Origin of the sequence: Synechococcus sp. CCY9201 (genome assembly GCF_034931105.1) — a bacterium.
Taxonomy (GTDB): Bacteria; Cyanobacteriota; Cyanobacteriia; order PCC-6307; family Cyanobiaceae; genus CBW1002.
The window spans coordinates 1-19,680 of record NZ_JAYGIC010000049.1 but is presented as its reverse complement, the minus strand read 5'-3'; the positions used below and the strand labels follow the sequence as shown (position 1 = coordinate 19,680).

Below are 19,680 nucleotides of genomic sequence, written 5' to 3'. Positions count from 1 at the left end.
TGCCCATGGAATCGGGATGGACATCGGGCTGGGGGCTTTCGAGAACGCCACCCCAAAGACCGCCGCCTATCCAGGCCTGCTGGCTGAATTTCGCCAGCATCTCAGCCGTAGAGCCGCCTTCCCGGCCGTGGCGGTAGCCGGGCTTGCCTGGTGGGGGCCGTCGCCGTAAGGGCTTGGCTCGAGCAGCTCCTTCTGGTCGCTGCTGGTGGTGGTGGCCATGACCCATCGCGGCGCTGGCATCACCTGTTACCGAGGCCCATTGGCCGAGGGGGGACAAGCGGGCTCCTCGGTTCAACGGGCTTAGCCTTGGTAGACCAGTGTGCTGCTTCTGGCGGTGGGTGGGCGTCACGGCGATGCGCTGCTGATGTTCATCAGCTCTCGCACTGTGAGGCCTGAAGATGTCATCCCGGGTACGCATTACCAGGCTGGTGACCTTGTCGCAGGCGCCGGTGAAACGCCGGATCGGTCACCTGCCTGAGGGGATCCAAGAACGGCTGCGGAATCGCATCGTCGAGGTCTTGCGGCGGGGTCCCCACAGCGACGGCACCGAGCAGGTGGTTCCTGTGGTGCCGGGAGACCCGGTGCCAGGTGGACGGCTTGATCGCGCCACGGATCAGCTTGTGCTCCCGGAAGGCTGCAATCAACGCATCCCAGTCCCCAGGAGCCGGGAGCGGCGCACCACCTCGATGCCTGGCGCGGCCGCCCTGGCCTGATCCCCTAATCGGAGGCCTACATCCTGATCAGCGCCTCGCTCCTCAACCCGGGGCATCCGGGCAACGCAGGCATCCGGCTCCAGCCCCTGCGGCAGCCCCTTTGGGACAGGGCTTGAGACACGACGCCCCTGATCGTCACCTCCCAATCACGGGCCGCCGGCATGTGAGACGTTTGGTGAGATGCTTCATCTCACAGACTGGCACCGCCAAACAGGCGCTGGCCAAGGCTGGAAGCCCTAACGCCAGTCGCAGCAAGGGCTTTGAACCGAAAAACCCTATTGAGAACAGGAAGCGGGCGGCGGGAATCGAACCCGCATCATCAGCTTGGAAGGCTGAGGTTTTACCACTAAACTACGCCCGCAGCAGTACATCCGTTCCCGTGTCCCGAAGGCCACCGATGGCTGGCGCCGGGTGTCACGGTGGGGATGTCAGCGCACCTGAGCTCCCGGCTGGGCCGTAAAGCTGGGTCCTGCGCTGGTGTGCCGACCTTGGGGTGAGCCCCTCGTTCGACTGCTGCATTATGGCCTGCGTGCCGTCCAGGGCCGAGTGCGCGATTCCAGCTCCCCACCCCACCAGTCGCGCCCTGACGTCGCCACCACCGGGGGGCGTCCGGTGAGCGACGCAGACGATCTGGTGGGCTGGCCCCGTCAACGCATGCTGCTGGCCTACGGCATCGGCGATGCCGGCACAGGCATGGCGGCCTCATTGATCGGCTTCTACCTGTTCATTTTCTACACCTCGGCTGCGGGCCTGCCGGCCTGGATGGCAGGGCTGGTGCTGATGCTGGCGCGGCTCTGGGATGCCATCAACGATCCCCTGGTGGGCTGGCTGAGCGACAAGACCCGGTCGCGCTCCGGTCCGCGCCTTCCCTGGATTCTCTGGAGCGCCGTGCCGCTCGGGGTCGCGATGGCCCTGATGTGGTGGCTGCCACCAGGAGGCCCCTGGCAGCGCTTTGCCATCTTCGTGTTGATCTCGGTGGTGGCCAACACCCTCTACACCTGCGTCAACCTGCCCTACGCCGCCCTGGCGGCTGAGCTCACCGCCAAGGTCAGCCTGCGCACGCGGCTCAACACCCTGCGTTTCACCGGATCGATCATCGCCAGCCTGATCGGGCTCGTACTGGGCGGCCTGCTGCTGGCCAACCATTCCGATCCCAGCAGCTACTGGCGGGTGGGGATGATCTCCGGCGGCATCATCAGCCTCACCACCTTGCTCTGCGGCTGGGGGATCGCACCGGCCGCGCTGCATTGCCAGAAGCCGGAGTCGCGTCGCGGCACCACGCGTCGGTTGCTGCGCCGCGTGCGCCAGAACGGCCGGTTTCTGCGCGTGCTTGGCCTCTACCTGCTGCTCTGGTGCGCGCTGCAGCTGATGCAGACCGCCGCCCTCCTGTACCTGCCGGTGGTGATGGGCCTGCCTGAGGGCTGGAGCAACTGGATCCTGCTGCCCTTCATCGTCAGTTCCCTGCTCGGTCTGTGGATCTGGAACGGTGTTTCGAACCGCTGGGGCCGGGTGAAGGCCCTGCAGTGGGGCAGTGCCCTGTGGATCATCGGCTGCCTGATGGCCATGCTCTTGCCGGCCCTCGATGCCGCCATCCAGCCCACCGGCTCCGCCTCCAATCTGTTGCGTCTGTCCCTGCTGGTGCTGGCGATCATCACGGCGGGCCTGGGGGCCGCCACGGCCTATCTGATTCCCTGGGCGCTGTTGCCTGACGCGATCGATGCCGATCCGGAGAAGCCCGCAGGCCAGTACAGCGCCTGGATGGTGCTGGCCCAGAAGATCTGCATCAGCCTTGCCCTCTTCTTCTTCGGCAATCTGATGAGCCTCAGCGGCTACGTGGCCGCCCGTGGTGTCGACCAGCCCGGCAGTGCCCTCACCGCCATCCGCCTCTGCATGGGTATCATCCCTGCGGTGCTGATCGTGCTGGGCCTGGTGGTGATGCGCCGCTGGCCGGAGCGCGGTGCCCATCGCCTGATGGCCGATGGCGGGGTTGGCCGATGAGGCTCCTGACCAGGCGTTGGCTTGCGCCCCGCTGGTTGCGGCGCTTGGGAGCGAGCTGCATGATCGGCGGCCAGGCCCTGGCGGCGATCGCCCGCGGGCGGATCGGTTTCAACGATCTGCTGATGGAATTGCAGGAGGCCGGCCCGGGCAGTTTCCTGATCGTGCTGATCACCGGCCTGGCCGCCGGCACCGTGTTCAACATCCAGGTGGCGGCGGAGCTGTCTCGCCAGGGGGCCGGAGCCACGGTGGGGGGCCTGCTGGCCCTGGGCATGTCGCGGGAGATCGCGCCTCTGCTCACCGCCATGCTGCTCACCGGCAAGGTGGCCACCGCCTTTGCCGCCCAGCTGGGCACCATGAAGGTGACCGAACAGATCGACGCGATCACGATGCTGCGCACCGACCCGGTCGAATACCTGGTGGTTCCAAGGGTGCTGGCCATGGTGATCATGGCGCCGGTGCAGTGCCTGCTGTTCTTCGGCGTGGCGATCTGGTCCGGGCAGGTGAGCAGCGCCCTGCTCTACAGCATTCCTCCCACGGTGTTCTGGAACTCCGTCCGCACCTGGATGGAGCCGAACGATCTGCCCTCGATGCTGATCAAGGCCGTGGTGTTCGGGCTGCAGATCGCCGTGCTCGCCTGCGGTTGGGGTCTGACCACCAGCGGCGGTCCCAAGGAAGTGGGCACCAGCACCACCGGCGCGGTGGTGATGATCCTGGTGACCGTGGCGCTGATGGACGTGGTGCTCACCCAGGTGCTGTTCGGATAATGGCGTCAGCACCAAGTCCCTCGGAACCACCGGTGATCGACGATCCCGCCAGCAGCGGTCCTGATCCCGCCATCGGCACCGTTCTGGCCCCGCGCTACTGGGTATCGGCCGGCGTGGTGGTCCTGGGCATCGCCCTGCTGGCCCTGCAGCCCCTCTGGGGCGGTGTCCTCTGGGTGACGGTGGCGGTGGCGCTGTTTGGCCTGGTACTGGCCCTGCAGACGGCACTGTTGCGGTTGCAGTTCGCCCCTGCCGAGCTGCTGGTGTGGCGCGGTTCGACCTGCATCCGCCGCTTCCCCTATGCCGAGTGGATCGCCTGGCGGCTGTACTGGCCTCCGGTCCCGGTGATCTTCTATTTCCGGGAGCAGCGCAGCATCCACCTGCTGCCGATGTTGTTCGAGGCCGAGGCCCTGGCTGAGCAGTTGCGTCGCCATCTTCCGCATCTGTCGCCGGAGACGTCCGCTGGCGACGCCTGAGCCAAAGTCGCCACGTCCACCGCTCCGCCCCCGCGGGTTCCATTCCCTGCCTCTGAAATCCTGGCCTGATGACTGAGAGCCGCTCGCTGCCCGATTCGCCCACCCCGCTCGACGGCGTTCCGCTCTCTCCAGCGGAAAGCCCCGAAGCTCCTGAGCAGAATCAGACAGGAGAGGGGATGGGCATCGACGAGCCTGCAGCGGGCCAGGAGACATCGGTGGCTGGGGAGCCGGAGCCCCTGGACGAAACCCGGGAGACCCTGCTGACCCTGGCGCTTCAGGATCTGACCGAACGCCGCAGCGGCCTCGAAGAGGAGATCCGCCTGCTGGAGCGGCGCCGGGAGCAGATCCAGCGCGAGATCGGCAGCAGCTTCAGTGGCCAGTCGGATGCGATCGCCCGCCGGCTCAAGGGTTTTCAGGACTACCTGGTGGGGGCCCTGCAGGATCTGGTGGTGGCGGCCGAGCAGGTGGAACTGGTGGCCCAGCCCCTGGTGGTGCAGCCCTCACCCCTCGATCAGGTGGCCGCTGCATCAGCTACTCCGGAAGCCCCTGCAGCGGCGCCTGTGGCAGCGGCGGGCCTGTTCAGCCAGGACGACGCCCTGATTCGCTCCCGATTGGACCGCTACAGCGGCCAGCCTGATTTCTACGCGGATCCGTGGACCCTGCGTCGCACCCTCGAGCCTGCACAGGCCGCCCTGCTGGAGGACTGGTTCCTGAATCAGGGCGGCCGCGGCGCCCAGGCCAGTGCCGGCAGCCGCAGCCGCAATGCCTTGATCGCCGGTGCGGCGGTGTCGATCCTCGGGGAGCTGTACGGCGAACGCTTCCAGACCCTGGTGCTGGCAGGCCAACCCGAGCGGCTGGGTGAATGGCGCCGGGGTCTGCAGGACTGCCTCGGCCTCGGACGGGAAGACTTCGGCCCCAACAGCGGCATCGTGCTGTTCGAGCGGGCCGATGCCCTGATCGAGCGGGCTGACCGGCTGGAGGAGCGGGGCGAACTGCCCTTCATCGTGATCGATGCGGCCGAACGGGTGGTGGAGGTGCCGATCCTGCAGTTCCCCCTCTGGCTCGCCTTCGCGGCCGGTCCCGGTGAACTGGTTGATGACGAGCTCACCTACTAGGGCTGTGCCGCACTGAGCTGCGACTGAGCAGAGCTCAAGGGTCCTGGTCCTGCGTTGCGGCAAGCTCGCAGCGGTCGTTTGCGGCGTCCTGCCCCATGCCCCTGCTGCTCCCCCTGATCGTGCTGCTGGCCGGATATCTGCTGGGGTCCCTCCCCTTCGGCTATCTGGCCGGTCGCTGGCTGCGCGGCATCGATCTGCGGCAGCACGGCTCCGGCTCCACCGGCGCCACCAACGTGTTGCGCGAGGTGGGCAAGGGCCCGGCCCTGGCGGTGTTCCTGCTGGATGTGGGCAAGGGCATCGCGGCCGTGGTGCTGGCACGGGCCGTGCTCGAGCCCCTGGGCGAACCGCTCGGCAGCGGCGCCTGGTTGATCGACAGCGGTGTGGTGGCGGCCGGTCTGGCGGCCCTGGCCGGGCACATCTGGCCGGTCTGGCTGAGTTGGAAAGGGGGCAAGGCCGTGGCCACCGGGCTGGGCATGCTGATCGGCCTGACCTGGCCGGTGGGTCTGGCCTGCTTCGGGATCTTCCTGACGGTGCTGACCATCAGCCGCATCGTCTCCCTCTCCAGCGTGGTGGCGGCCCTCTCCCTGCCCCTGTTGATGCTCGGCTGGTTTGCGGGCAACGGCATGGGCCTGCGGCTTCCCTACCTCGCCCTCGCCGTGATCACCACCCTGCTGGTGGTCTGGCGCCATCGCAGCAACATCCGGCGCCTGCTGGCCGGTACGGAGCCACGGCTGGGCCAACCGCGCCCCTGAGGGCTTCTCCAGTGATCCGCAGCTCCTGAGGGCTTCTCCAGTCATCCGGAGCTCCTGAGGCCTGCTCAGGCCAGAGCCCGGCTGCGCTCGGCCGCGGCCACAACCGCCTCGATCAAGGCCGATCGGGCTCCGGCCCGCTCCAGTTCCCGCAGCCCGGCGATGGTGGTGCCGCCCGGGCTGCTGACCATGTCCTTGAGCTGGCCCGGATGGAGCTCCTGCTCGTGCAGCAGGGCTGCGGTGCCGGCCAGGGTGCGGTGTGCCAGGTGATGGGCCAGCACCCTCGGCAGGCCTGCAGCCACGGCTCCATCGGCCATGGCCTCGGCGATCAGGGCCACAAAGGCCGGCCCCGAGGAGGTCAGCGCCAGGAAGGCATCGAGCTGGCTCTCGGGCAGCTCCATCACATCGCCCACCCGCTCGAACAGGTCCTGCACCAGCTGGCGTTGCTGTGGCGTGGGCTGCGGCGTGGAGCCCCCAGATCCCCCACCCCAGGCCAGGCCGGTGAGACCTTGGCGGACCAGGCAGGGGGTGTTGGGAACGGCACGCACGCAGACCCGATGAGGAAACAGGCGCTGCAGCCGCTCCAGGGTCACGCCCGCCAGCACGGAGATCAGCAGGCCTTGCCCAGCTGCACCGCCTGCGCCGGCCACACCGGCCGCTGCAGTGGCCGCCTGCTGCAGTTGCTGGGGCTTCACGGCCAGCAACACCACCGGCGCTGCCCAGGCCTCGGCGGGATCGGTGCTCACTGCCAGTCCGTGGCCTTGGCTGAGGCGCTCGGCTGAGGCCGCACTGCCCACGGCCGCCCGCACGTCGGCGGGGGCCAGCTGGCCACTCTCGATCAGGGGAAACAGCAAGGCCTGGGCCATGCGGCCCAGGCCGACCACGCCGAAGTGGGGGGATTCAGCGGAGCTCAAGCCGGAGGGTGGGATCAGAGACCCACATCCTGCCGTCCCCAGGCGGGGCTGGGCGCGGCCTCCGTCTCAGCGGCATGATCGCGGCTGCTCACCACCGTCGGAGACGACGACTCCTCCCCACCGGTGGTGGTGACGGTGACGCAGGACGGGGCGAACAGGAAGATGCTCTCCCCGACCCGTTCCTGGTGACCGTCGATGGCGAAGGTGCCACCGGCCACGAAGTCAACGGCGCGCTGGGCCTGATCCGGCTCCATCATCGTGAGGTTGAGGATCACGGTCTTGCGCTCGCGCAGCGCCTGGATGGCGCGCGGCATCTCATCGAAGCTGCGGGGCTCCATCAGGCTGACCTCCGCAGCCGAGGAGGAGAGGCCCGGCATGCCGATCACATTGGTCCCGCCGAAGGGATCCTCGGCGTTGAAATCGCTGGTCAGGGCCAAGGCGCTGGTGCTGCTGCTGGAACGGGTGCTGCTGCTGGTGCTTGTCGTGGCGTTCACGTCGCCGGCGTCATAGTCGAGATCGTCGTCGTACTCGCCGTCGAGATAGTCATCACCGGAAACGACGGCACGCAGGCGGGAGAACAACGACACGGATGGGGCCTCTGTTGTGATGCTTGGCACCTCAATAGCGTCCCATGAGAACGGTTGCAAGCGCTTCCCCTCAGGGGCGGTGCCCAAACAGGGTGCTGCCGAGCCTCACCCAGGTGCTTCCGGCGGCCACAGCCTCCCGCCAGTCGCCGCTCATCCCCATCGAGAGTTGCCCCAGATTCAGGTCTGCCGCCAGGTTCGCGCAGTCCTGGAACAGGGCCTGCCGATCCGCGGCCTCCAGGCCCTGGGGAGCGATCGTCATCAACCCCAGCGGGCGCAGCGGAGCCAGGGGCTGCAGCCACGGCCAGGCCTCCCGCAGCTCCTCCGGCTCGAAGCCGGTCTTGCTCGGATCGGGCCGCAGCTTCACCTGAAAGAACACCGCTGGGCTGAGGCCCTCCTCGCCGGCAATGCGGGCCAGGCGCTCGGCCAGGCCCAGGCTGTCGACCGAGTGGATCGTGCCGAACCGGCGCAGCACCCCACGGGCCTTGTTGGCCTGCAGGCGCCCGATGAAGTGCCAGTCGAGGGGCGGCGCCAGCCCTGAAAGATCGGCGAGCTCCTCCTGCTTGGTGATGGCCTCCTGCAGCCGACTTTCACCGAAGCTGCGCTGGCCGGCGGCCACCGCTGCCCGGATCTGCTCGCTGGGCTGGCCTTTGCTCACGGCCAGCAGCTGGGTGGAGGAGGGCAGCTGCTGGCGGATCTGCGTGAGTCGTCCGGCCAACCCTGCCGCTGTCATGACCAGGGGATTTCAGATGAAGGTCTGATCGAACAGCTGGCGCCAGCGGGCGTGCACTTCGGGGCCTTCCCGGCGGGAGCGGGCCAGATTCTGCTCGGCGTAGTGGCGGGCATCCATCAGCGGGATCACCTCAAAGTTGGCGCCACGCGGCTGCAGCGTCACCAGAAAGAAGATTCTCTGGGCGTAGAGGGTCGCATAGAGATCGCAGTTCTCACCGGTCGGTGCGACCCGGTAGAGCATCCCGAAGGTGGGGTGGTTGAGATAACGCTCTGCGCTCACGTCGTCCGTTGGACTGGCGCCATTAAAGAGCACCGACCTGCCAGCGCAGCAGCAGCAGGGCCACCAGAGCGATTCCGCCGACCACGGTGGCGCTGCCGAGCGAAGCCGGAGGCTGGTGCAATCGGTCAGGCGCCAGCCAGTGGCCGCCCCGGGCCAGCAGGGCCTCGGCCCCCTGTTCGGCCCGCAGCAGCACATTGGCCAGCAGGCGCTCTCCCACGGCCAGCACCAGCGCCAGGCTTCCCTTCCAGCCGAGCTGCCTGAGGTTCACCGCCCGGGTGGAGATTGAGCGCAGCAGGTTCTGCAACTCCTCCTGCACCAGAGGCAGGAAGCGCAGCGACAGCAGCAGGGTGAAGCCGAGCCGGTCCACCGGCCAGCCCAGGGAGGCCAGGGGCTTGAGGAACCAGCCGATCGCCCAGACCAGTGCCTCTGGGCTGGTGCTGAGCAGCAGCAGGTTGGCGCTGTGGATCAGGGTGAACAGCAGGGTGGCACCGTTGAGGCCCAGCTCGGCCGAGCGACGGCTGATCACCAGCGGTCCCAGGGGAAGGGGGCCCAGCTGGACCGGCCCCCAGTGGACCAGCTCCCAGCGCTGGCCGGAGCGGCTGGGGGCGGGACTGCCCGGTGGACCCGGCTCGAGACGTACTTCGTCCGGAGGGCGCTGCAGGGGGGCCGCTGGAGCCGATCCGGCCGGCAGCAGAGAGGCCAGCACCCCCACGAACAGAGCCAGGGCGAGCAGCAGCGGCAGGCTGCGGCGCCACAGGCGCCAGGGAAGGCCGCACACCGCCGTGATCAGCAGTAACAGGGCGACCAGGCCCAGGCGCCAGATCGGGCCGGCCAGGATCGGCGTCACCAGGAACGCCACGGTCCAGCCGAGCTTGAGGCGCGGATCCAGCCGCTTCAGCCAGCTGCCGGTTCCTCTCTCCGTCGGGGAGTCGTCGTCGGCCACGTACTGGCCGATCGGCATCTGCCGCAGCCAGTCCACTCAGCGGCTGCGGCTCTGCTGGCGCGCCAGCTCCTTCTCGGCATCGCGCTGTTGCTTGCCGCGCCAGAACAGGCGGATCGGTGAGCCCTCGAAGCCCAGCCCTTCACGGATCTGCCGTTCCACGTAGCGGCGGTAGGTGTCGCCGAACAGTTTGGGATCGTTCACGAACAGGGTGAAACTGGGCGGACGGCTGGCCACCTGGGTGCCGTAATAGAGCCGCCCCTGGCGACCGCCGCGGCTGGTGGGGGGAGTGCGCCAGCTGAGGGCCTCCTGCAGCACCTCGTTCACCACCGAGGTGGTGACACGGCGGCGGTGCTGTTCCACGGCCAGCAGGGCCAGGGGAAAAATCGCTTCCACCCGCTGGCCGCTGAGGGCGGAGGTGAACAGCATCGGTGCCCAGTCGAGGAAATAGAGCTTGGCCCGGAGCTCCCGTTCCATCGCCGGCATGGTGTGGCTGTCCTTCTCGATCGCATCCCACTTGTTGACCACCACCACACAGGCGCGGCCGTCCTCCTCGATCCGGCCCGCCAGGCGCTGATCCTGTTCCGTCACCCCATCCTCGGCGTCGATCACCAGCACACACACATCCGAGCGTTCGATCGCCTTGAAGCTGCGGTTGATCCCGAAGAACTCGGGGCCGTAGTTCACCGAACGGCGCCGGCGGATGCCTGCGGTATCCAGGATTTTCCAGGCCTTGCCTTCCCGTTCGATCGTGGTGTCGATCGTGTCGCGGGTGGTGCCGCGGATCGGACTGACGATCGCCCGGTTCTCGCCACAGATGGCATTGAGCAGGCTCGACTTGCCCACATTGGGCCGGCCGATGATCGCCAGCTGGATCGGTTCCTCCGTTTCCACCTCTTCGGTGGGGGGCAGGAAACCCACCACCCGATCAAGCAGATCGCCGGTGCCGGCTCCGTGGATCGCTGAGATCGGATAGGGCTCGCCCAGGCCCAGACCCCAGAATTCCGCCGCCATCGACAGACCGGCTTCCGGCGATTCGCACTTGTTCACCGCCAGCAGCACCGGCACCTTCTGACCCCTGAGCCATTCGGCGATCGACTGGTCGGCAGCGGTTGACCCCTGCTTGCCGTCGACAATCACCACGGCAACGGAGGCCTCCGCCAGGGCGAGGTTGGCCTGTTCGCGGATTTCCGGCAGGAATTCGCTGTCGTCGTCGAATACCAGGCCGCCGGTATCGACCACACGGAAGGTGCGATCCCGCCAGAAGCCTTCCTGGTAGGTGCGATCGCGGGTCACGCCCGGTTCGTCGTGCACGATCGCCTCACGGCTGCGGCACAGGCGGTTCACGAGGGTGGACTTGCCCACATTGGGTCGCCCGATGATGGCGACGACGGGTAGCGCCAAAGCGGCTTATCTCAACGACATTGCGTTTCCTGACACTACAGAGCGGCCGCGCGCCTGGCTGATCTGGCTAGGGAGGAAGTAACCCTCTCTGCCCTCCGCCTTCCGTCGGAGACGCCCCATGGTGGAGCTGATTGCCGCGATCGTGGTCGACCTCTCCGACCAGAAGCTCTACGCCTACGGCGCGGCAGACACGCTGCTGCGCACCGTGCCGGTCAGCACCGGGCTGGCGTCGAGTCCGACCCCCACCGGTGAGGGGAAGGTCTACGGCAAGCACCGCAGCGTCACCATGCGCGGCAGCAGCTTCGTGGCGCCGAATGTGCCGTGGGCCCTCTGTGTCACACCGGATCAGGTGATCTGCCTGCACGGTGCCCCCTGGCAGGAGGCCGCCGGTCAGCGCTTCGGGGTGCCGCGCAGCCACGGCTGCGTGCGCGTGCCCAGCCCCCACGCCCGCTGGCTGTTCGAGCACACCCCCCTCGGCACGCCGGTGACGATCCGCCCCTGAACCCGCACCGCGCTCAGCCTTCAGGTCTCCAGCTGCCGCTGTTGGTTGCCGATCACCAGGAGCAGCAGGCTGATCGCCCCCAACAACGCGACCAGCAGCGCCACCACGAGCATCGTGCCCGCCAGGCCGCTGGCGTAGGAGCTGGTGATCACCTCGATGGCCTTCGACGGGGCCCCATGGCTGTGGGTGAGCACGCCGCTGCTCAGGGCTGCACGCACCTTGGCCTCCAGCGCGGGGATCTGCTCCGGCCTGGCGCCCAGCTGGAGCAGGCGGTCCCGCAGGCTGGCAAAGCCAAAGCCATTGACCAGGGCCCCGCTGGCGGCAAAGCCCAGAGCAAAACCCAGCTGACCGGTGGTGGTGCGAAAGGCGGTCACCGATCCGAAATAGCGCTGCGGCGCCTCCTGTACGAACAGGGCCGACTGGGGCACCGACAGGAAGGCCAGACCCGTACCCACCAGCAGCAAGGGCAGGATGAACGAGGCGTAGGGCGTATCCGCACGCACCCCCGCCAGCAACACAAGCCCCAGCACGAGAACGAGGATGCCGCCCGCCATCAGCTGGGTGGTGCGACGCCCCGGCGCCATCAGCCGGCCCGCCACCACACCGCCGGCGGCAAAGCAGATCAACAGCGGCAGCTGAGCCAGAGCCACCTGGCTGGTGCTGTAGCGCTGCACCGTCTGCCAGAAGTTGCTGGTCTGCAGCTGCACCACCGCCTGAGCGAAGTTCCAGGCGATCCCGCTCACGATGGCGGCGGCAAAGCAGCCGCGGCCGTAGAGCCCCACCGGAAAGATCGGCTCCTGGCGGCGGCGCTCGATCCACACGTGCACGCCGAACACCGCCACACCGCCCAGGGTCGGGAGGAGGAACTGGGGCGCCGTGAACCCGCTGACCGCATGGCTGACCCCACTGAGAAACAGCACCATCGCCAGAGCGATGCTGACCAGGCCCGGCCAGTCGGCCCGCAGGGCCGCGTTGGCGGGCATTTCGGGCAGCAGCAGCGGCACCAGCGGCAGGCATAGCAGCGCGATCAGGGGCACCAGGCCCAGGGCCAGGCGCCAGCTGCTATCGGCCAGCACACCGCCCAGCAGCGAGCCGCCGATGAAGCCCGCAATGATCAGAAGGTTCCACATCCCCAGGGCCTTGCCCAGCTGGTCGGGCCGGCTCACGCAGCGGACCGAGGCAAAGGTGAGGGCGAGTACGGCGCCCACGCCGATGCCCACCAGGGCGCGCCCCAGCAGAAACAGGGCCGCGCTGGGGGCCACCAGGGCGATGCCATCCCCGGCGATCGAGAGCAGCAAGCTGCCCATCAGCACCTTGCGACGGCCCAGGCGATCGCCCAGAAAGCCCATCAGCAGCACGGTGGCGGCCTGGGCGAGGGTGGAGATGCTGGCCGCCAGGGCCAGGGTGGCGCCCTGCATGTGCAAGGCCGCCCCCGCCTTCACCAGGGCCGTGTTGGCCACCGTGGGATCGATCAGCTGCAGGCTGGCCAGAACTCCCAGAAAGGGCACCGCCAGGGCGCTTGCGGATTTGTCGCTCATGCGGGGATCAAAGGGGAAGAGGGATCAGGAGTTGCCTGCAAGAAGGTGGAGGGCCAGCGGGGAGCCGCCGCGTCGGCGCGGCTGATCGCCACCAGGTGACCGCGCCGCTGCAGCGGGTGGCTCCAGGGACGGCTGGGCGCGGTGGCCAGGGTCAACCGATCGCCGGCGCGATCGAAGCGCACCGGGCCATCGGGGGCATCGGTGAGCCAGACCTCCCCCTTGGCGCGGAGCAGCTCGGGGCTCAGCTGGGCGGCCCAGGCCAGCACCTGGCTGCGCTCCAGCGGCTCGAGCTGCAGCCAGGCATCACTGCGCACCAGCTGCCGTTCGCTGTGGAACGGCGGGGCGGGATGCTGCGCGCGGCTCTCGAGCTGCTGGCGCAGCCACTGCTGACGGCGCTCGGCCTCGCCTGGGGGCAGCAGATCACCCTTGCTGAACTGCAGCAGATCGACGCCATCGAACTGCTGCTGCACCAGCTCGCCCACCCAGCGGTCGTGCCAGAGCGCTTCGATGCGCTCGAGATCCACCACCAGCAGCACCCGCGCCAGGGCCAGGCCGTGGAGCTGCAGCTGGCTGGCCACCCGCTCGGGCAGGGCCATGCCGCTGGTCTCGATCAGCACATGGGCCGGGGGCAGCTCGCGCCGGGCCAGCTCCACAAGGGCCGCCCCCAGGCCATCGCGCAGGGTGCAGCAGACGCAGCCGCCGCCCAGCTCCAGCACCCGGCCATCGCCCTGGCGCAGCCGCTCGGCATCCACGTTGATACTGCCCAGGTCGTTGACCAGCAGGGCCCAGCCCTGGCAGGCGCCGGCCTGCAGCCAGCCGTTGATCAAGGTGGTCTTGCCCGACCCCAGGTAGCCCCCCACCACGGTGGCCGGCACCCCGCTCAACCGCGCCAGCGGCGAACCTCCTGTGGGGACGGGGCTCATGGCTGGGCTCCCTCCCAGGAGCCATGCACGCAGGCGCCGTCCTTGATCGTGGCCACCACACCGATGTCATTGAGCTGCTCCGGCACGGTGGCGGTGGGATCGCCGTCGAGGATCACCAGGTCGGCCCGCTTGCCCGGAGCCAGGCTGCCCTTGCTGTCCTCTTCGCGGATCTGCCAGGCGGCCTCGATCGTGAGGGCCCGCAGGGCCGCTTCTGCGCCTACCCGCTCCGATTCCCCCAGCACCACGCCCGTTCGCGTGCGGCGGGTCATGGCCGTTTCCACCATCCGCATCGGCTCGATCGGCGTCACCGAAAAATCGTTGTGGTTGGAGCAGTGCAGCCCCAGGGCCATGGCGCTGGCCATCGGGCTCATGCGGCCGGCCCGCTCGGGCCCCAGGTTGGCGAGGTGCGTGTCGCCGAAGAAGAAGGCATGCACCGTGAAGAAGCTGGGATGCAGCCCCAGCTCCACGTACTGCTCCAGCTGCCCCGGCGCCATGAACTGGGAGTGAATGATCACCGTGCGGTGGTCCTGCTCAGGCTTGAGACCGGCCCTTCGGCAAGCCTCGATCATCAGATCAATCGCGGCATCGCCGTTGCAGTGGGCAAACAGCTGGATGCCCTGGCCCGCAAGCCGCGCCACCGCCTCAAACAGTTGCTCGGGCGGGCACACCGGCTGACCGCGCCAGTGGGCCTCGCCGTTGGGACCGGGGGTGAGCAGCGGCTCGCCCCAGAAGGCGGTCTTGCCCTGGGGTGAGCCATCGAGCAGCAGCTTGATGCCCTGGAACTTGAGGCGACCGCGGTATGGGCCGAAGACATCGCGCGCCGGCTGGGGCAGCTCGAGCGGTTGGCCCTGAAACTCCGGGAAGCGCTCGCGCAGCATCCCGGGCACCTCGAGCACCAGCGGCAGCAGCACCAGATCGATGCAGAGGTGCCCTTCACGGGCGGCCCGCTGAAACAGGTCCAGATCGCCGGCCACCGTGGCGCCGTCCTGCACGGTGGCGATGCCCTTGGACGTGTACAGCCGCTGGGCCGCCTCGAACTGGGCCAGCCGTTCGTCGTCCGAGGGCTGCGGCATGTGCACGAACAGCGGAATGAACGCCGTCTCCATCACCAGCCCAGCCGGCTCGGTGCTGCCGGGCCGGCGCACGATCACCCCACCGGCCGGATCGGGGGTGCTGGCGTCGTAGCCCGCCAGGGCCAGGGCACAGCTGTTGAGCACGGCGCCGTGGTTGGAGTTGTGGAGCACCATCACCGGGTTCTCCGGAAACACCGCATCCAGATCGGCCTTGTCGAGGGCGCGCCCGTCGGAGAGACCGTCGACGTCGTAGCCGTAGGCGATCACCCACTCGCCCTTGCCCACGGGACGGCGCGCCACGTGCTCGCGCAGCACCTGCTGCAGGCTGGCGATGCTGGTGACGGGCCCGGCCGGCGGCCGCTGAATGTTGGCCCAGCCCACCACCTGCAGGGCATTGGCGAAGTGGCCGTGGGCGTCGATGAAGCCCGGCAGCAGGGTGCGGCCCGCCAGATCGATCTGGCGCGTGGCGGGCCCGGCATGGCCCAGTACCGCATCCTTGGCTCCCACCGCCACGATCTTCCCGTCTGCGATGGCGATCGCTTCAGCCCGGGGCTGGGAGGCCTCCATCGTCAGGATGGGGCCGCCGTGGAAGATCAGGTCGGCGGGGGTGCTGGTCATGAAGCCCGGTTGTCTGGCCCATGGCTAACCGGAGCCTGTGCGCAAGTCATCGCACCGAGAGATCTGTTCATCGCCCAGGCGCCTGTCCTCACCGATGGCAGCACGGTGCTGAGGTCACCGGATCCCATCGTGGACGCCATCAAGACGGTGAGGGAGCACAACACAACGACGGCCATGCCTGGCTCAACGGTGATCCCCCTCGGCCCTGGCCAGGGCCGCTGCTGGATCACCACTGAGGTCGGCGTTCAGGAACGCGGGGGTTTCGGGCAGCACCAGCTGCAGATGGTTCTCGCGATGGAGCTCCAGGCTCAGCTCATGGCTCTGCAGCTCCAGCACATGACCCGCATGGCGGTGGTCGTCGCTGAGCAGGTGCAGGTGGTAGCCCGGCACATTGATCGTGCGGGCAAAGCTGGGCGTCCAGAAGCCCACCAGGGTGCCGGCCACGGTCTTCAGCTCAAACGTGGCCTGGGCGCTGGTGGCGCTCACGAGATCCACGCCGGCCTCGGCCTTGCAGGCCACGCGGTAGCGGATCCGCTCGAACACCCCACGGAGACTGATCGCCACAAACAGGTTGGCGTTGTCCCGCAGTCCGTCGAGCCGTGCGGTGAGATCGCCCCAGCTGGCCACATGCTTCAGAACCTCGCGGTGATCGGCTGAAAAGCGGGTCGCCACCCAGAACGGGGCGAGGGCATCGGCCGGGGCCTGCCGCACCGTGCCATCGCCGCAGGCCTGCCAACAGGTGCCATCCAGCAGGATCCCCTCGCCATCGAGGCCATCGAAGGTGCCCAGGCCGAAATCGCCGTGCTGCAGCACCTCAGCCACCCGCACGCATCCTTGATAGACCCCCTGCACCAGGGCACCGGAGGTGGACACCTGATAGATGGTGTGGTGCTCGAGATCCAGCGCATCGGCCAGGGCCTGGCGGATCACATGGCTGGCGCTTTCACCGGTGCGGCGGCAGCGCTCCTGCAGCGCGGCGTAAAGACCATCGCCGAGGTGAACGTTGAGGTGATGGCTGGAGTCGGGGCGGCAGGTCATCGATGCGGTCCCCTCAGTGGATGAAATCCTGATGCACGTCCTGCATCAGCTTCAGGTTCTGGGAGTAATCGATCGGAATGTCGATCAGCACCGGCACGCTCTGCTGCAGCGCTTCCCGCAGCACCGGGCCCAGCTGGTCGGCGTCGGTGATGCGATAGCCCTTGCAGCCGAAGGCCTCGGCAAAGGCCTCGACGTTGTAGTGACCGAGTTGCACACCGGCGGTCCGGCCGTAGTGGGCCTGTTCCTGGAAGGCCACCATGTTGTAGCTGCAGCTGTTCCAGATCAGGTGCACGAAGCGGCTGCCGATGCGGGTGGCCGTTTCGAGCTCCGTGGCCGTGAACAGAAAGCCGCCATCGCCCGACACCGAGATCACCGGCTGACCAGGCCGGCAGAGGTTGGTGGCCATCGCCCAGGGCACCGCCACCCCGAGGGTCTGCTGGCCGTTGCTCACCAGTACCTGGCGGGCATGGCCGGACGGGAAATAGCGGTTCATCCAGATGTAGTGAGAGCCCACATCCAGCGCCAGGGTGGTGTCAGATGTCACCACCTGACGCAGCTCGTGGATCACCCGCAGCGGATGCAGGGGGGTGCCGGAGAGCTGGGCGCCCTCGTCGGCCGTGGCCTGCAGCTCGGCGGCAGCACGGTCGCCGCAGCGGCGGAACCTTTCATCCACCTGCACCTGCAGCAACGGCGCCAGGGCCGCGAGGCTGGCACCGATGTCGCCGATCAGCTCGGCAGCGGGCAGGAAGGCCTGATCCTGATCGGGGGCCAGGGCATCGACCACCACCAGCGGGCGCGATGCGCCCGTGTTCCAGAGGCTGGGGTCGAACTCGACCGCATCGAAGCCCACCGTGATCACACAGTCGGCGCCATCGAGCAGGTGATCCGCCGGTTGGTTGCGGAACAGACCCACCCGGCCGGCGAACTGCTCCGGTGCCACCCAGGCGCCGGCCCCCTGGAAGGTGGCGCAGTAGGGCAGGCCGCTGCCGCGCACAAAGCGCTGCAGGGCATCGGCCATCGAGGGCTGCGAGGCCTGCATGCCCAGCAGCAGCAGGGGCTTGCGGCTGGCATTGATCAGCTCAGCGGCCCGGTGGATCTCCGTTGAAGCCGCTGGCCCCTGGCGGATCGGCCGGGCCCAGCCGGTGGAGAGCTCGCCCGGATACTCGGCGAGGCCCACATCCTTGGGCAGGCCCAGAAACGCCGCCCCCGGCCGGCCGCTTTCGGCCGCCCGCACGCCATTGGCGAACACCTCCGGCAGGCTGTGAATGTTGAGGGCCGACTGGGCATATTTCGTGACCGGTCGCATCACATCCACCCCGTCGAGGGCCTGGTGCGTGTGCTTGAAGCGATCGTCGAGCGGCACCTCCCCGCCGATGGCCAGCACCGGATCCCCTTCGGAGGTGGCGGTCGCGAGTCCGGTCACCAGATTGGTGACCCCAGGCCCGGAGGTGGCCAGGCAGACGCCCACCGTGCCCGTGATCCGGCCCATCGCCTGGGCCATGAAGGCGGCGTTCTGCTCGTGCCGACAGAGCACCAGCTCGATCGAGGAATCGAGCAGGGCCTCAAACACACTGTCGACCTTGGCACCCGGAATCCCGAAGACATGCGTGACCCCATGCTGCTCCAGCAGCTTCACCAGAACCTGGGCGCCGTTCATCCTGAGCATTCGGCTATCGGCCAAGCATGTCGATGGCGTGTCATCAGGGCAATCCCGGATGTCACCTTGTTACAAGTCGGCAAGGGCGACAAGGCTGAACACAATCCCGCCGTCCTGGCGGCCCTCTGCCGAGATCCATGACCCTGCACGACAGCACAGGTCAAAGCCTCTCGGTGGGATGCATCAAGGGACAACGAACCCGTCATGACGGACAACCCAACCGGGGAGTACACCAACAATCCACCTGTTGCTTATCATCTCGCCACGGCAGGGAATGACGCCAATCTCCGTGCATCTCCACCAGCTGAGATGAACGTCAACGGCCTCCTGATGCCGCCGGTGAGCAGCGGTGGAGGAATGCATGGCTTGCCAGGCGATTTTCTCTCCACTTCACGCTTGATTCGCGCGTTGCTGTTCAGCCGCTCAGCACCGACCAACCTCACCACATTGACAACAATCCAGACCTGCGCAGTCTCAACTTTGATCAACTCCCCCGCGACGGTGGCAAGATCAAAGTGATGCTCCTCAATCAGCAAACGCAGATCACCGCGCTCCAGCCCTGAAGCTGGAAGCTCATCTCACTGGCAGATCACCCGGATGGCCGGCCACCGGATCAGCCGGCGCCGGCAGCAGCTCAGGCATCGGACCGGTCTCGGGCAGGGGCTCGCCGCGCTCGGCCAGATGGGCCAGCAGCCAGTTCACGGCGGTCGCCCGGCGGGTGCGGCGCGGGTAGAGCTCGCCGATGCGATAACCCGCAAAGCCCAGCTGCTCCTTCAGCAGCTGTTTGTGCTCCTTGGCAATCGAGCGGGTGAGTGCCACCGCGGGCGGCCGCTGGGCGATGAACTGGGGCTCGATCGGGAATGACTCCCGCCAGGCATCGCTTGCAGCCGGGCCCGCGCTCCAGGTGCCGGAGCCATCGGGCGCATACCCCAGGCGCGGCCAGATCAGTTCACACACGAAGCGGTCGCTGAGCCGATCAGCCAGCACCGCCTCCAGCAGCGCCCGGCTGAGGGGGTAGGGGACGGGTGTGGTGGCGGCCTGATCGGGAGCCATCGGCCTGAAGCATCACAATCGGATCACCATGATCACCGCCCCCTCCCCCCTGCGCGGCCCCCTGGCGCTGCCCGGCCACGGCAGTCCGCGCAGCCTGCGCTGCCGGGTGCTGCAGTCGCCGCTGGCGGGGGTGAGCGACCGGATCTTCCGCGGCCTGGTGCGGCGCTGGTGCGCCGATGCGCTCCTGTTCACCGAGATGGTGAACGCCACCAGCCTCGAGCTGGGCCATGGCCGCTGCAAGGTGGAGGACCTGGCCGAGGAGAGCGGGCCGATCGGGGTGCAGCTCTTCGATCACCGGCCCGCCGCCATGGCCGACGCAGCCCGGCGGGCCGAGGCCGCCGGCGCCTTCCTGATTGACATCAACATGGGCTGCCCGGTCAAGAAGATCGCCCGCAAGGGGGGCGGCAGTGGCCTGATCCGTGAACCCGATCTGGCGGCCCGCATCGTGGACACGGTGGCCCGGGCCGTGAGCATCCCCGTGACCGTGAAGACGCGGCTTGGCTGGTGCGGCAGCGACGCCGAGCCCGTGGCCTTGTTCCGCCAGCTCGAGCAGGGCGGCGCCCAGCTGCTCACCCTGCACGGCCGCCCCCGCGAGCAGGGCCTGCCCTTATA

The 19,680-nt window shown here is 68.3% G+C and carries 22 protein-coding genes and 1 tRNA gene; 10 read left to right on the top strand and 13 right to left on the bottom strand.

The genetic code is table 11. From position 1 onward, the window contains the following. Positions 1–16: 16 nt before the first annotated feature. Positions 17–169, top strand: coding sequence for a hypothetical protein (locus tag VB716_RS04995; RefSeq protein ID WP_322757263.1), 153 nt, complete (start codon positions 17–19; stop codon positions 167–169). A gap of 259 nt (positions 170–428) precedes the next feature. After that, positions 429–713, top strand: coding sequence for a hypothetical protein (locus VB716_RS04990; protein ID WP_231597823.1), 285 nt, complete (start codon positions 429–431; stop codon positions 711–713). 290 nt (positions 714–1,003) lie between these two features. Here the strand turns inward: VB716_RS04990 and VB716_RS04985 are convergent. Then, a tRNA-Gly gene (locus VB716_RS04985) sits at positions 1,004–1,074 on the bottom strand. 251 nt (positions 1,075–1,325) lie between these two features. Between VB716_RS04985 and VB716_RS04980 the strand changes: the two genes are divergently transcribed. From VB716_RS04980 to plsY, 5 genes are all read left to right on the top strand, one after another. After that, a complete protein-coding gene (locus VB716_RS04980) occupies positions 1,326–2,711 on the top strand; it encodes an MFS transporter (protein WP_322757262.1) in 1,386 nt (461 codons plus the stop codon). Then, positions 2,708–3,475 (top strand): ABC transporter permease, encoded by a 768-nt coding sequence (locus tag VB716_RS04975; RefSeq protein ID WP_322757261.1) that lies wholly within the window; start codon positions 2,708–2,710, stop codon positions 3,473–3,475. Before VB716_RS04980 ends, VB716_RS04975 begins: the two co-directional genes overlap by 4 nt. Then, complete coding sequence (locus VB716_RS04970; RefSeq protein ID WP_323269905.1) at positions 3,475–3,948, top strand: DUF3119 family protein; 474 nt, start codon at positions 3,475–3,477, stop codon at positions 3,946–3,948. The genes VB716_RS04975 and VB716_RS04970 overlap by 1 nt, the downstream gene beginning before the upstream one ends. 68 nt (positions 3,949–4,016) lie before the next feature. Next, positions 4,017–5,063, top strand: a complete 1,047-nt coding sequence (locus tag VB716_RS04965; RefSeq protein ID WP_416223836.1) for a DUF3086 domain-containing protein — start codon at positions 4,017–4,019, stop codon at positions 5,061–5,063. 95 nt (positions 5,064–5,158) lie between these two features. Next, complete coding sequence (gene plsY / locus VB716_RS04960) at positions 5,159–5,815, top strand: glycerol-3-phosphate 1-O-acyltransferase PlsY (protein ID WP_322757259.1); 657 nt, start codon at positions 5,159–5,161, stop codon at positions 5,813–5,815. A 65-nt stretch (positions 5,816–5,880) separates the two neighbouring features. On the opposite strand, the gene proC is transcribed toward plsY, so the two are convergent. The 6 genes from proC to der all read right to left on the bottom strand — a co-directional run bounded on the left by proC (position 5,881) and on the right by der (position 10,666). Next, complete coding sequence (gene proC / locus VB716_RS04955; RefSeq protein ID WP_323269903.1) at positions 5,881–6,726, bottom strand: pyrroline-5-carboxylate reductase; 846 nt, start codon at positions 6,724–6,726, stop codon at positions 5,881–5,883. A 14-nt stretch (positions 6,727–6,740) separates the two neighbouring features. Beyond that, positions 6,741–7,313, bottom strand: coding sequence for a cell division protein SepF (locus tag VB716_RS04950; RefSeq protein ID WP_197154444.1), 573 nt, complete (start codon positions 7,311–7,313; stop codon positions 6,741–6,743). A 70-nt stretch (positions 7,314–7,383) separates the two neighbouring features. Further along, the gene (locus VB716_RS04945) at positions 7,384–8,043 is read right to left on the bottom strand and encodes a YggS family pyridoxal phosphate-dependent enzyme (protein WP_322757256.1); all 660 of its coding nucleotides are present in this window, start codon (positions 8,041–8,043) and stop codon (positions 7,384–7,386) included. Between the two features lie 12 nt (positions 8,044–8,055). Next, the gene (locus VB716_RS04940) at positions 8,056–8,322 is read right to left on the bottom strand and encodes a PipX family protein (RefSeq protein ID WP_197154455.1); all 267 of its coding nucleotides are present in this window, start codon (positions 8,320–8,322) and stop codon (positions 8,056–8,058) included. 22 nt (positions 8,323–8,344) lie between these two features. Further along, entirely contained in the window at positions 8,345–9,301 is a 957-nt protein-coding gene (locus tag VB716_RS04935; RefSeq protein ID WP_322757255.1) for an energy-coupling factor transporter transmembrane protein EcfT, read from the bottom strand. Continuing rightward, positions 9,302–10,666: a ribosome biogenesis GTPase Der gene (gene der / locus VB716_RS04930; protein WP_197154465.1), complete on the bottom strand. Its 1,365-nt coding sequence runs from the start codon at positions 10,664–10,666 to the stop codon at positions 9,302–9,304. Positions 10,667–10,784: 118 nt separating this feature from the next. Here der and VB716_RS04925 point away from each other — a divergent pair, with 118 nt between their 5' ends. Beyond that, positions 10,785–11,168, top strand: a complete 384-nt coding sequence (locus VB716_RS04925) for a L,D-transpeptidase (RefSeq protein ID WP_197154467.1) — start codon at positions 10,785–10,787, stop codon at positions 11,166–11,168. A gap of 20 nt (positions 11,169–11,188) precedes the next feature. Here VB716_RS04925 and VB716_RS04920 read toward each other — a convergent pair whose 3' ends face one another. The 5 genes from VB716_RS04920 to alsS all read right to left on the bottom strand — a co-directional run bounded on the left by VB716_RS04920 (position 11,189) and on the right by alsS (position 18,015). Further along, on the bottom strand, positions 11,189–12,706 hold the full coding sequence (locus tag VB716_RS04920) for an MFS transporter (RefSeq protein ID WP_322757254.1): 1,518 nt from the start codon (positions 12,704–12,706) through the stop codon (positions 11,189–11,191). Continuing rightward, the gene (locus VB716_RS04915) at positions 12,703–13,629 is read right to left on the bottom strand and encodes a GTP-binding protein (protein ID WP_323269900.1); all 927 of its coding nucleotides are present in this window, start codon (positions 13,627–13,629) and stop codon (positions 12,703–12,705) included. Before VB716_RS04915 ends, VB716_RS04920 begins: the two co-directional genes overlap by 4 nt. Then, positions 13,626–15,320, bottom strand: a complete 1,695-nt coding sequence (locus VB716_RS04910) for an amidohydrolase (protein ID WP_323269898.1) — start codon at positions 15,318–15,320, stop codon at positions 13,626–13,628. Before VB716_RS04910 ends, VB716_RS04915 begins: the two co-directional genes overlap by 4 nt. Positions 15,321–15,503: 183 nt before the next feature. Next, entirely contained in the window at positions 15,504–16,358 is an 855-nt protein-coding gene (gene budA, locus VB716_RS04905; protein WP_323269896.1) for an acetolactate decarboxylase, read from the bottom strand. A gap of 13 nt (positions 16,359–16,371) precedes the next feature. Continuing rightward, the gene (gene alsS, locus VB716_RS04900) at positions 16,372–18,015 is read right to left on the bottom strand and encodes an acetolactate synthase AlsS (RefSeq protein ID WP_323269894.1); all 1,644 of its coding nucleotides are present in this window, start codon (positions 18,013–18,015) and stop codon (positions 16,372–16,374) included. A gap of 204 nt (positions 18,016–18,219) precedes the next feature. Between alsS and VB716_RS04895 the strand changes: the two genes are divergently transcribed. Then, positions 18,220–18,534, top strand: coding sequence for a linear amide C-N hydrolase (locus VB716_RS04895; RefSeq protein ID WP_323269892.1), 315 nt, complete (start codon positions 18,220–18,222; stop codon positions 18,532–18,534). A gap of 54 nt (positions 18,535–18,588) precedes the next feature. On the opposite strand, the gene VB716_RS04890 is transcribed toward VB716_RS04895, so the two are convergent. Further along, complete coding sequence (locus VB716_RS04890; protein ID WP_323249983.1) at positions 18,589–19,068, bottom strand: DUF1823 family protein; 480 nt, start codon at positions 19,066–19,068, stop codon at positions 18,589–18,591. A 28-nt stretch (positions 19,069–19,096) separates the two neighbouring features. On the opposite strand from VB716_RS04890, the gene VB716_RS04885 reads away from it, so the two are divergent. After that, a partial coding sequence (locus tag VB716_RS04885) for a tRNA-dihydrouridine synthase (protein ID WP_323269890.1) occupies positions 19,097–19,680 on the top strand: 584 nt, incomplete at its 3' end.